Annotated in this window: 8 protein-coding genes; 6 read left to right on the top strand and 2 right to left on the bottom strand. The window is 47.1% G+C overall.

Going from position 1 to position 12839, the window contains the following annotated elements:
• Positions 1 to 51 precede the first annotated feature (51 nt).
• Positions 52 to 924: a carboxylate/amino acid/amine transporter gene (locus tag KCG43_RS09795; protein ID WP_192016062.1), complete on the bottom strand. Its 873-nt coding sequence runs from the start codon at positions 922 to 924 to the stop codon at positions 52 to 54.
• 137 nt (positions 925 to 1061) lie between these two features.
• Positions 1062 to 1484 carry a universal stress protein gene (locus KCG43_RS09790; RefSeq protein ID WP_027250492.1) on the bottom strand — a complete coding sequence of 141 codons (423 nt, stop codon included), beginning with the start codon at positions 1482 to 1484 and terminating at the stop codon, positions 1062 to 1064.
• Positions 1485 to 1725: 241 nt separating this feature from the next.
• On the opposite strand from KCG43_RS09790, the gene ftnA reads away from it, so the two are divergent.
• The 6 genes from ftnA (at position 1726) to KCG43_RS09760 (ending at position 12628) form a co-directional block, all read left to right on the top strand.
• On the top strand, positions 1726 to 2253 hold the full coding sequence (gene ftnA / locus KCG43_RS09785) for a non-heme ferritin (RefSeq protein WP_027250494.1): 528 nt from the start codon (positions 1726 to 1728) through the stop codon (positions 2251 to 2253).
• A gap of 114 nt (positions 2254 to 2367) precedes the next feature.
• Positions 2368 to 2706 (top strand): universal stress protein UspB, encoded by a 339-nt coding sequence (gene uspB / locus KCG43_RS09780; RefSeq protein ID WP_046220460.1) that lies wholly within the window; start codon positions 2368 to 2370, stop codon positions 2704 to 2706.
• A 134-nt stretch (positions 2707 to 2840) separates the two neighbouring features.
• A complete protein-coding gene (locus KCG43_RS09775) occupies positions 2841 to 4028 on the top strand; it encodes an NAD(P)/FAD-dependent oxidoreductase (protein WP_192016061.1) in 1188 nt (395 codons plus the stop codon).
• 659 nt (positions 4029 to 4687) lie between these two features.
• A complete protein-coding gene (locus tag KCG43_RS09770; protein WP_192016060.1) occupies positions 4688 to 5119 on the top strand; it encodes a hypothetical protein in 432 nt (143 codons plus the stop codon).
• A 25-nt stretch (positions 5120 to 5144) separates the two neighbouring features.
• Entirely contained in the window at positions 5145 to 12401 is a 7257-nt protein-coding gene (locus tag KCG43_RS09765; RefSeq protein WP_218384553.1) for an RHS repeat-associated core domain-containing protein, read from the top strand.
• Positions 12398 to 12628 carry a hypothetical protein gene (locus KCG43_RS09760; protein ID WP_218384552.1) on the top strand — a complete coding sequence of 77 codons (231 nt, stop codon included), beginning with the start codon at positions 12398 to 12400 and terminating at the stop codon, positions 12626 to 12628. The genes KCG43_RS09765 and KCG43_RS09760 overlap by 4 nt, the downstream gene beginning before the upstream one ends.
• The last annotated feature ends 211 nt before the right edge of the window (positions 12629 to 12839 follow it).

The raw sequence follows: 12839 nt of genomic DNA, 5'->3' as shown, positions 1-12839 counted from the left end.
CCCTGGTATCGGTGGATGTCAGGGGCTTTTTTATACAGGCGGGAAAAGTTATCAGGCGTGGGCGGCCGCGACGCGGCGCTTGACCCAGGTTTCATTGACCCACAGCGACAGCAGGATAATAGCGCCGCCCACGATCAGACGCGGGTAGTCGACATCCCGGTTCCAGATCACGAGGTTAACGATAAGACCCGCCGGTACCAGGGCGTTGTTCATGATAGCCAGCGCCCCGGCGTTTACCAGGGTTGCTCCCTTATTCCAGATGAAATAGCCCAGACCGGAAGCGACAATACCCAGATACACCAGAATGCCCCATTGGGTGTCGGTGGTCGGCAGTTTTTCTGTGTTGCCGAACAGTAAAAACATCGGCAGGGCCACGCAGACGGCACCGAGATAGAACAGGCCAAATACCGTGTGCTGAGGCAGATCGGCCTGCTCTTTTTCCATGATGACTTTGTAACCCACCTGGCCGATGGCAAAGCACAGGTTAGCCCCCTGCACAATCAGGAAACCGAGCACAAAGTCTTCATTGATGCCTTCGAATTTGATGACGGCGGCGCCTAATACCGCAATGACGGCGGTGATCAGATACCAGGCCGAAAAACGGCGCTGCAGCAAATCATAAATGAGGGTGACATAAATGGGGGTAAAAATGGTGAACAGCAGCACTTCCGGCACCGACAGGTAAAGGAAAGACTGGTAGTAAAAGCAGTACATGATGCCGAGCTGAAAAGCACCCACCACCATGAGTTTCAGTGCCAGCTTGACCGTCAGGTGCTGACGACGCAGAAACGGCAAGAATACCAGGGCGGCCAGTGCCACCCGGGTCAGTACCGAGAACCAGGCATCGACCTGCCCGGCCAGATAAACCCCAATCAGGCTGAAGGAAAACGCCCAGAGCAGCGTAATCGCAGTTAAGTATCCCATTTGACATGTCCTTTGAATTTTGGCCGCCTAGTGTAACCGAAATTCAGTGATAGCCAATGAGAGGCTGGTCTGTCCTGATCAGGCACTGGCTGGCGTTCACAGTGGCCAGCCAGGATAGTTATCTGTACGGGGTGTGATCAGTGCAGCGGCACCATCAGTAAATCCACCGGGGTATGATTAATTAACTGTTTGGTCGAAGACAGAATTTTGCTCCAGAAATCCTGGTGGTGGCCGCAGATCATCAAATCAACATCAGACTGTTTGATGGTATTGCAGATTTCATCGCTCAGATCGCCGCTGCCGACAAAAGTATGAGTTACAGGATAGTTTGCTTTTTTAGCCAGATCCTGCAATTGCTCCTGGGCGTTATCCGCCATGCGGTACTGGGCTTCGGCCATGTTGATATCAATCAGGCCGGTATACAGCTCGGCATAGTTGGTATCTATGTGGATCAGAGACAGCTTGGCCCCCAGTTTCTCTGCCAGCGCAGCCCCTTTGCTGACCAGAATGTGACTGTCTTCAGATAAATCAACCGCAACCAGAATATGTTGATAGGTCATAACCCGCTCTCCTGTAAGGTTTTTTATATGCTAGCATGGCGTATGGGTAAAAAATGCCGTGCTGATCGCATTGCTTACGCTAACGGAAAATTCTGTGACACGTTAGGTAAGCAGTTGGATCGTTTTGGGATTTTTATTGCTTACCGGCAGGTTAAGCATGATACCTTGTCGTATGAGTTGCAAACTCAGTTATGCATAGTGACAATGTGTTTATTACACTTGATTAGGAAGGAGTAGTTCGATGCTTGCTCAAGCAATGGTTGAGAAACTGAATGAACAAATCAATTTGGAGTTCTTTTCATCCAACCTGTACCTGCAGATGAGTGCATGGTGCGAAGATAAGGGCTTTGAAGGAGCGGCAGAGTTCCTGCGCATTCATGCAGCAGAAGAGATGCAGCACATGCAACGTCTGTTTACCTATGTCAGCGAGACGGGTGCATTGCCGATTCTGGGTACGATTGAAGCACCGCAGCATGAGTTCAGTTCACTGGGTGAAGTGTTCCGCGCCACTTACGAACATGAGCGACTGATCACTGAGCGTATTAACAAGCTGGCACATGTGGCGTTTACCACTCAGGACTACTCAACGTTTAACTTCTTACAGTGGTATGTTTCAGAGCAACACGAAGAAGAGAAATTGTTTAAAGGTATTCTGGACAAGATCGAACTGGTGGGTGAAGACGGCAAAGCCTTGTTCTTCATTGACAAAGATCTTGCCGCCATGGCGAAGCAGGAATCCAGCTCTGTCATGGGTCAGCAGGCCGGCTAACAGGCTCTGGGAAATGCACGGCGGCGCCCCTTTCCGAAAGTGCGTCGCTGCTGTTTGCACCCCCCCAACCCTTCCCGGCCAGCAAAGAACCATGGTCGTTGTTCGGAGGGTGTTATGTTTAGTGGTGATGCAATTCTGATGGCCCTGTTTCTGGTGGCTGTAGTCAATATCTCTCGTTATGTCAGCACGCTGAAAACCTTACTGGTGGTGATGCGTGACTGTGACCCGCTGCTGTACCAGCAGGTAGACGGCCGGGGCTTTTTCTCCTCCCAGGGGAATGTGAACAAGCAAATCCGGCTTTTCCATTACATCCGCAGCCAGCAGTACCATAAGCACCACGACGAGCTTTTCATGGCCAAGTGCGACAAGGTACGCAAGCTGTTTGTCCTTGCCAGTACCAGCCTGATGGTGTTCCTGGTTTCTATCTTTGTCGTCGCTTATCTGGGAATTTGATCGATTATTGCTGACAGATTTGGTAATCCGCCCGCAGACGGGTAAAATACGCGCACTTGAAAAGGATGCCAGGTAATGCATGTCATTACCGCATCCTTTTTATTTTGTCGCTGAGTCGGATTGCGGATAAGAGAATGGCAGAAAAGTTTGATGTAGTGATTATCGGTGCTGGTGCCGCCGGGCTGATGTGTGCCGCCGAGGCCGGTAAACGCGGCCGCTCTGTGCTGGTGGTTGAACACGGTAAAAAGCCGGGCCGGAAAATTCTGATCTCCGGCGGCGGCCGCTGTAACTTTACCAACTATGATGTGACGGCCAGCAACTATGTCTGCCGCAACCCGCACTTTGCCAAATCGGCGCTGGCGCAGTACACCCAGTGGGACTTCATCGCCATGATCGCCAAGCACGAAATTGCCTACGAAGAGCGGGATCACGGCCAGCTGTTCTGCCTCGATTCGGCCAAAGACATCGTCGAGATGCTGCTTAAAGAATGCGACTTGCCGACGGTACAACAGCGTTATCGCAGTGATGTCCTGGATATCAGTAAAACCGACAGCGGCTTTAGCCTGAAAATCAACGCAGACACAGTATCCTGTGAATCTTTGGTGATTGCCACCGGCGGTCTGTCGATGCCCAAGCTCGGCGCCACCCCGTTTGGCTATCAGGTTGCCGAGCAGTTCGGCCTGAAAATGATCCCGACCACGGCCGGCCTAGTGCCTTTTACTCTGCATGTCGAAGACAAAGACGCTTTTGCCGATCTGTCCGGTATCGCGGTTCCCGCTGTGGTCACGGCCGCCGACGGCACCAGTTTCAAAGAAAATATTCTGTTCACCCACCGCGGCTTATCCGGCCCGGCAATTTTGCAGATCTCCTCGTACTGGAAGCCGGGGCAGGCGGTTTCTATCGACTTGCTGCCGACCCTCAGCCTCGACGACACCCTGCAGGCGATGCGTGATAAGCACCCGAACCAGAGCCTGAAAAATTCGCTGTCCCGTTTGCTGCCCAAACGCCTGGTGGAAGCCATGATTGAGCGTGGTGATCTCGAAGACAAGCCGCTCAAACAGCTCAACCCGAAAGAGGTTCAGGCACTGCACGACTATTTTCACCAGTGGCAGATCGCCCCCAACGGTACCGAAGGCTACCGCACCGCCGAAGTCACTCTGGGCGGCGTCGATACCGACGGCCTGTCATCAAAGACCCTGGAAGCCAAAACCGTGCCCGGGCTGTATTTCATCGGCGAAGTGATGGACGTCAGCGGCTGGCTTGGCGGCTACAACTTCCAGTGGGCCTGGAGCTCCGGCTTTGTCGCCGGCCAGCATGTGTAAGCTGCGCTGTATTGAATGCCTTGAATGAACAAAGCCCCGCATCGCGGGGCTTTGTTCTATAAGGACATTTTCAGGGTTATATAAATAACCAGGGCATTTCGATAACTAGTATTACTTAAATACAATAAAGCGATTAATACTGGGTTCGCATACCGCACCACTTAAGTTTTCACCGTCAATATTAATTTTGACATGTTTATCTGTCATGAAAGCAGCAATTATTGAGTTAATCATTACTTCCTAATTGTTCTTTGTGCGAGGGATGATAAAACGATTGCTATTATCGCAATTACTTAATTCCTTATTGGAATAGTCTTAGGTTGTGATAACTAACCCATTACCTGCGGATACATCGAGTGTGTATTATCGCAGGGCAGGGGTTAGCTTTAAGGGGGACGAGATGAGATTGTTAGAATTCTACGCCTATTAAGTTTTTATAATGGACTCAACATTCATCTTTTGGTTTTGCGACTTAGCTCACCTTTTGTAACCGAGTGCAAGTAATAAATTGTTTACTGTTTGAATCCGTTTATTATATTGCCTGCCTAAAAAGTAATACACGGATTACCAATCTATCTGTTCTTCTTTATCGAGAGAGTAAGATGAATAACTTGTCTTGGTCATCTGTTTCGTGAACATGTCATAGTGAAGGGAATTGAGTGGTCACTCAAAACAAAGCGTTTTCGGTCAAAGCCATTTCGGTAATAGTCATTATTGTTTTACTCATTATCGTACTCACGGGTGGCTATTTTCTGTTGTTGGCGAAGCCGGAAACCAGTAAGGCTGGGCAAGCTCAGGACATAACAGTTAACGTGAAATCAGAAAATGATCTTTCTGAATCTCCTTTGAGCGAAGATGCGAGCTATCCATCACCCGTACAGCAGTTGCAGCAAACTGTGGCTTTCGGTCTGGTGAATCAGGATGCGCCGGATTTACCTTTATTAAAAGGCGAGTTAGCCCAATTTTCGCAAGATAATATTAAAGATGGCGAAGTGGCTGTAGATATCGGTCAAGCAAGTGAGCTGCACGATTTGAAACAGCGGCTGGAAGCCTTAAATACAGTGCTATCAACTAAAAATTCTAACGAATAAAACTATCAGTTTGCAGGTAATAATAATGAAATACGGACGTTCTCACCGTCTAATGGTCAATTTTTTGACTATCCATGCATGTTTCCTCATGGTGCTGTCGCTGGGTTTAGCGCCAGCTGAGGCTTTGGCGCTCACTTCTGGCCACGGGAAAAGCATCGTACTCAGCGGGGAATATCAAACCGCTGGCGGTGAAGCCACGTATTCATTACCCATCGCTGTAGCGCCAGGGCGCGCCGGGCATCAACCGCAACTCAGCTTTGAATACCGCAGTAATAGTGGTAATGGTCCGCTTGGTGTGGGTTGGCACCTGAAAGGTCTGTCTTCTGTTTATCGTTGTGGTAAGAATCTTGCGATTGATGGTGCCTGGGGAGGTGTTAATCTCGATGCCAGCGATCAATATTGTATTGATGGTGAACGTTTAGTCGCGGTTAACGGTAAGCCTGGTGGCGATCAAACAGAATATCGCACTCACATTAACGATTACCGCAAGATTGTATCGATTGGTAAGCAAGGCAGTGGTCCTCAGTACTTTAAAGTCTGGACGAAATCCGGGCAGGTGTTTGAGTATGGTGTGTCCGGTGACTCAAGAGTGGAATTACCCGGCAAGTCAGATGTCTATAAGTGGTCGTTGAACAAGCTGACAGATAAAACCAGAAGGAATGCGATTACGTATACCTACTCGGAAGATAATGCGGCTGGCACCCATAGACTGAGCACTGTGAATTACGTCGGTGGATCGATTGCGATCAACTATGACTCTCGTACTGATAAAACATTTTCATATCTGAAAGGCAGCAAGCTCAACCAGTCCTACAGAATCAAGTCCGTTACAACCAAAAATAGTTCGGGCAGTGAATTCTCCACTTATAATCTTTCTTATCAACAGTCAGCGGGTACGCAACGTTCATTACTGACTAAGATAGAGCAATGCGTGAGTGGTACCTGTAGTACGCCGGTTTCGTTCTCATGGCAATCTAAAGCGAAACCAAGCTTTCAATCTGAAAAGGCAATCTTTTCTGATAACGTTGCAGGACATAAATTTTATGATGTAGAAAGGGATGGTCATCTAGAAATTGTTGCACTTTCAACCAATAAAAGAAGTGTATATACCAATAACGATGCTAAAGCTAAACTACCCGGGAGTCTGATTACTTACCCTACTCGAGCAGATGCATTATGTCATGATCTAATAGTTGCAGATTGGGCAGGAAATAATAAACCTGAGTATAGGGCATTTTGTGCTTGGCCAAATAAATCAAAAGGTTCAGCTAGCGAACTTGGTACGCTGTACTCTTATCCAATTGGTAGTGGGAAAAGTCAACTATATTTTGATGGTGATATTGGCTCTAGTAATTGGTCTTGGGCTAGTAAGTATAAGTTCCCATCAGATCTAAATGGGGATGGTAAATATAAATTAGAAAGCAAATGCTCTGAATGTAACATTTATGATTTCGATGGAGATAGCCGGAATGTTGAATATATTAAGGCGCCAAGCTCTACAACTAAAATAGAGTATTACAGAAATAATTCTTTAGTACAATCTATAACTAATACGAAGTTGCTTACTATAGGTGACATTAACGGTGATGGCTATCTTGATCTTGTTACTGGCTTAGAAGATTGGGTAAGTCAAAAAAATGAACCAGGAAATGTTGTTTATAGAATAAAAGTTTATACATTCACAGGGAGTTCATTTGTCCTTTCGAGTAGTATTAATATATCGCAGCAAGGAAAGGTCATTGAAAAAACAGAGGAATGGGGAAGTCGTGGGAGAATAAGAAGATATAATGAATATAAATTCACCCCCAAGAAAGTTGCTCTAGCCGACCTCAATAATGATGGTTACCTGGAAATTATTTACCATACTACTGCTTATGGTAATCAGGGCGGATATTTTTCCAGCAACAGACAGGATAGTTCTTATTTTTATGCAATTGCCGACAATAATTCAATTACTGATGTAAACTCAGATGGCTGGCCTGACAACATCGCAAACAAAACAATCAAAAGAAGTATTCCTTTTGCTCAGGATAAAATCAAATCAATCGCAGAATATGGGGTTGATTACGCTATTACATATAAACCAGCATCAGACACTTCTGTCCTTAAGCAAAAGATAGCTCACCAGTACCCGATTCAAAACTCGACACCTCGTCGCTATCTGGTGTCAGATGTTTCCAAGACACCACGCGGCTATGCCAAAACCACCTATAACTATGTGTATGAAGGTGCGAAGTCTCACCGGGAAGGTTACGGATTCTTAGGTTTTGCAAAAGTTACTGAGACGGAAAATGGTGACGTTAAAACAGTACGTGTAACTGAGTTTGAAAATACGGATCCAATAAAAGCCGGTAAAATAAAAAGCATCACCGTACTTAAAGACGGCAAGAAGGTATCCTATTCTAAGAATGATTATAAAAGTGTAGGAAAAAGTAATGTTTATCAGGTTTATGCCAACCGATCAGAATCAGTGCAATATGATTTTCACAACACCTCTTTAATTACTAAAAGAGAAATTATCGAGCGGACGCTTGATGCTTTTGGTAATGTGACCGAAGAGAAAACAACCCTGTCGGGTACTGATGAAAATGCCGGAAGTTTTAATCAGACGATTAAAAATGAATACTTGTCTGTTGGCTCAATACAAAGTCATTTAGTTTACGATGTAAGTACGTTTAGTGGAGTGACTGCAGCGACTTTATCTTCGTTTAAAGCCGGCATGCAAAAATACTGTGGCTCAGACGGTAGGGCTTACTTTAAACCCAGTGATTTTGTCATTCTGATTCATGGTGATGTCTCAACCCCGATTGTACTGGAAAAATACAACAGTTATTACCGTTACGATGGTAGCAGTTCTTCGACCAATGCATTTGGCGTGACAACCTATACCGGTAACCTGTCCGCTATTTCCGCTTCTGATTTTAATAAAGTCTCGCCCAAAGCCTGTGGTGGCACATTTGTATTTAAAAATGTCAACAGTGACAGCGATGCAGAACTTTCCTCCAGTTCCAGAACTGTTTCGCAAATAATCACTGAAGTCGGTGACAGGTACTGGCAAGTCGGCGCACTGAAATCGATAGAAAGCACCTTGCAAGATGTCAAAACGGGTCTGACACGTACGGTTAAGAATGAATTTGAGTACACATCCAATGGATTGATCCGTTCATCAACGACCACAGCGTCAGATTACGAAGCAGGGTCGACAATTGGCCTAGCCAGCAAATTCCTGACCAAAAATTTCAGTTACGATTTCTGGGGGAACCTGACCAAAGAAGCAGTATCTGGCACAAACGTGGCAGAACGCGAAACTGTCACTGTTTACGATAGTGCGGGCTTATTTGTCGATCGCATGATTAATGCCCTGGGCCATGAAACGGATGTGTCATTTAACAGCGATGGTATGCTGGCATCCAGCACGAATCCGCAAGGGCGCAAACAAAGCTACAGTTATGACGCATTGAATCGACTGAAGCTGGAAACACAGCCCGGTGCGGGTAATACAGTGTCTTACACGTACACCCTGAATGGAACCTGCCCTCACACGACATCTAAAACGGTGTCATGTTCTGTGACCAAAGCCGCTGCCGGTGGTGAGGTAGTCATTCAGTACGATTTTGCCGGCCGGGAAATTCGCCGTTTGCATAAAGCCTTCAATGGTCAGTTTGTGGTGGTGGATACGGTATGGGACCGCAATGGCCGCAAAGTGAAGATCACCCGGCCTCAGTTTGTGTCAAAAAATGCTGCTGCGCCTTACGTGACCATTGCCTACGATGCACTGGACCGTGAAATTAAAAAGTCGGAACCTGCCAGCAATGGCGGGCGTGTGGAATTCACAACGGTTTATCATGGCTTAACCACCACAGTCACGGATGCTCGCGGCTTTCAGCACAGCACAGTACAAAACCTGCTGGGTCACATACTGCACAAAAACGAACCGGAAGGTGCCTCGCAGAGTTACACCTATTATCCGGATGGTTTGCTGCGTTTCTCAACCGACTCGGCCGGTAACAGCACCATTGTTCGTTATGACAATCTAGGCCATCGTCGTTCTCTTGATGATCCGGACTTAGGGAGATGGACATACACCTATAACGCCCTGGGTGAGCTGGTTGAAAAGCAAGACGCCAATGGTGTGACGACAACGGTGACTTACGATAACCTCGGCCGTAAAACCAAGCAGGTAGAGGGTGGCAATACTTCTTACTGGGTGTATGACACACGACTGACGGGTGAGTTGTCTTATTTTGAGGGCTATGGTAACCGGACCGACTATTACTACAACGCTGCCGGACTGACTGAAGAAGTTGCCGTCCAGACCGGTGGTGAGAAATTCAGTACTAAATATTTATACGATAACTATGAGCGGGTCAGCCGTGAGGTTCGCCCGAATGGTGTCGACAGCTCTGCTTTGGGCATCATGAATCAACTCAGCGATAAAGAAAATACTCTGGATCGTTTTGCCGTTGAGTATATCTACAATCCACAGGGCTATATGTCGGCGGTCCGCAGTCCGAAAACGTACGCGGATAAAGCCTTCACCGACATCAGTTTCCGTGAAGAAATTAAAACATTACTGGATGAGGCTATAACTCAGGCCATACAGTATGTGGTTACGGCTGAGAAGTATGCCACCCGTGAAGCCTTCTTTAAAAATAAGGCAGCAGAATATCAGCAGAAAACCGTGAATATCCGGAATCTGGATGCTTCTTCGGCAGGGCTGTTAGGTAGCAGTTATCGCTTCAAGCAATGGTGCGACAGTCAGGGGCAGTGTTATCTGCGTCCGGCGACCTGGGTCCTGCTGCATGATGATATTAGTGTTCCCTTAGATATCACATTAGGTGAAGCGGTGTACCAGCTAGAGACATCCTTGGCTGGCACCAGCGGTGGCAAGCGTAATTACAATGCCACGATTCATAAGTTCACGAAAGCGGAGTTTGACAAACTTTCACTAAAGGCTTCTGACGACCTGATTCTGGCGGACTATGATGGCAACGGTCACAAAGATCTGATGAGCAATCGGGATATTTACGCGGCACACGCCGATGGTGAAACCCGTGAAGAATTGCTTTTTACCGCAGAAGATCTGGCTGAAGCTGCGCGTATTTCGGGGCAGCGTTATAAATTTTACACCGATCTGGCGAGTGACTTAGTTGCGTTGTCAGAGCGCGTCGCTGATCTAACGGGTCTCTACTGCGACTACGCCAATCAGCTGGGTGGTCAGCAAATACAGCACGCGACAGGCAGTCGATGTGCGAAGACGCAGCAGGTGGGTCAGGCAGATCACCTCAATACCATTATGACGGAATCAAAGCTAGCAGCAGATTCTGCCGATAATGCAGCTTATGTGTATTACTGGCAACGCCGCGATACTGATGCGTTTGATCATACGCTGGCAGAAACCCTGGGTAACGGGCTGGTGAACACCTACAGTCACAATGCAGCAACCGGCCGGCCGGATTACATCGTAACGCATGATAGTAATGCGCTGTTTAATAATGCTGTACCAAGAATAACAGACAAAGGACGCGCTGAACGATTCTTACATTACAAATACGATAATCACAACAATGTGGTGTACCGTAACGACAGTGAACTGGGTATCACCGACAGGTATGACTATGACGGTCTGGACCGGGTGACGACCAATCGTATCGTGCTGGACACGCCTGATCTGCACGGGCCGGATAACCCTGATTTTGCCGCCCCGTTCCATTTCAGTTACGACAAGCTGGGTAATATCACCGCAAAAACAGGCGTGGGCAGCTACAGCTACAGTCAACACAATGCCGGACCTCACGCAGTGACACAGGCAAATGGTCTGACGTACTACTACGACAGTGCAGGTAACATGGTGCGCGCTTCGGCTGGCAGCACCAGTACGCCAGAACGCGTGATTGTGTGGAGTGCCTTCAACAAACCGGTGAAGATTTCGCGGGACAACCACACTGTCGAATTTGTCTACGACGCCAACCATAACCGGTATCTGAAAAAATCCAGTGATGGTAAGCAAACGGTCTATATAGGCAATCAGTATGAGCGCATAACCGACACCAAAACCGGACAAGTACAGCATCAGCATTATATCTATGCTGATGGCAAACTGATTGCGCTGAACACCCAGACTAAAAATGCAGAAAACCAATTAGAAACAAAAGAGATTCGGTATCTGCATTACGATGCGCTGAATTCCGTCGATATGATCACCGACGGTTACGGTTTACTTGTTGAACGCCGTAGTTTTGATGTTTGGGGTCGCATGCGAGCAGTGCAATGGCGTGATACTAAGCGGCAGTCGCTTTTGCAGGATGCTAAGACAAATCGCGGCTACACCGGACACGAGCATATCGAAGAAGTGGGTCTGATCCACATGAACGGCCGTGTGTATGACCAGGAACTCGGCCGCTTCCTGAGTGCAGATCCGCTGATCCAGTCACCTTATGTGACGGGCAGCTTCAACCGCTATACTTATACGTGGAATAACCCACTGAAGTATATTGATCCGACAGGGTTCGCACATATTGAGGGGGCAGGCACTGAAGGCGTTCATAAAAGGGATAAAGATGGAAACCTCCGTGTGGATTCCGATCCTGATAGGGATAGAAATCGGAATGGTCATGATGATAACTCTTACGATGAATATCGCCATCAGGCGTTAAGCGGCGATGATTCGGCATATGAAAACTTAAAAATTGATCAAGTTGAGAAAGTGCTTCATGGCGCATATGTTGATCAAACCGTAGGTTCTGGTCGAATAGAGCCATTTTATGGCTTTGATTTGGTCGCAGGTGTTTTTACATCTGGTGCAAGAATTGTTGGGTACGGACTGAGCAGAATTGGTCTGAGATCTAGTTTGGGAATCTCTGGGAGTTTCTCTGTTAATGCTGCCATGTCGAGCCTTGCCGCCAGAGCCGCGAATGTATTAAATAGTAAGTTTAATGTTACAAAGGGGGTAGGTAGTGGCGCTGGGAATGTAAATGCGCAGCCTGCTCTTAGGGCGAAACTTTCTGGGTTGGAGAAAGCCCAACAAAATGCAGCTACGACGCGACAGCTTCCTGATGGTCGTATGCGTTATTACACCAAAGAAGTACCTGCGAGAACTGATGGGCCAACGCGTGGTGCCTCGTTTGTGACGGAACATAACCCTAAAACTGGTGGTGTCAGACAATGGATGGAAAGTTATGATCATTCTGGCCAAGTTAATAGGGTTCATCCAAAGTCAATCAATGGCCAAACGGTTAATTCTCAACATTATCCACCAACTGCGAGGGAGTTAGGGTTATGACGCTTACAGCGCAAGAACTAAGTAGTGTAATACATGCAGAGCTTGATAAAGGCTACGACGTTGTAAGAATAGCTCGCGTTGCATTTCAACTTTATCAAGATCATGGAGTTGAACTGACTCCTGATCTTGATGAGAAACTTCTTCAATTGATGGCTATGGAGGAAGGGCCCGAGTTTGAGTTCTCAGAAGATGAGTTAAGGAGACTTGCGGAGGAGTTGGCGGGATAGTTTTTTAATGTAGCAATGCATTAATGTTACATAGAATGTAGACGAAATTGATATAATTACAACTTGTGCAACAAACAACACAACTTGATTAGGCGGTAAGGCAGGGCGAGAGTACGAGTTAATAAATTGTTAAATCACTACTTAAATGGCATGTGAGGAGCTATGAGAAGAGTGATTTTTAGCCATCTACCGCTGGTTCTAAACATATGAG

Origin of the sequence: Photobacterium sp. WH24 (assembly GCF_019204055.1) — a bacterium.
Classification (GTDB): Bacteria; Pseudomonadota; Gammaproteobacteria; order Enterobacterales; family Vibrionaceae; genus Photobacterium; species Photobacterium arenosum.
Note: the sequence above shows the minus strand (reverse complement) of the source record. Positions and strands in the feature narration are given on the sequence as shown.

Coding starts and splice junctions, on each gene's coding strand:
- KCG43_RS09795 (WP_192016062.1), bottom strand. CDS start 924: ATGGGATACTTAACTGCGATTACGCTGCTCTGGGCGTTTTCCTTCAGC.
- KCG43_RS09790 (WP_027250492.1), bottom strand. CDS start 1,484: ATGACCTATCAACATATTCTGGTTGCGGTTGATTTATCTGAAGACAGT.
- ftnA (WP_027250494.1), top strand. CDS start 1,726: ATGCTTGCTCAAGCAATGGTTGAGAAACTGAATGAACAAATCAATTTG.
- uspB (WP_046220460.1), top strand. CDS start 2,368: ATGTTTAGTGGTGATGCAATTCTGATGGCCCTGTTTCTGGTGGCTGTA.
- KCG43_RS09775 (WP_192016061.1), top strand. CDS start 2,841: ATGGCAGAAAAGTTTGATGTAGTGATTATCGGTGCTGGTGCCGCCGGG.
- KCG43_RS09765 (WP_218384553.1), top strand. CDS start 5,145: ATGAAATACGGACGTTCTCACCGTCTAATGGTCAATTTTTTGACTATC.
- KCG43_RS09760 (WP_218384552.1), top strand. CDS start 12,398: ATGACGCTTACAGCGCAAGAACTAAGTAGTGTAATACATGCAGAGCTT.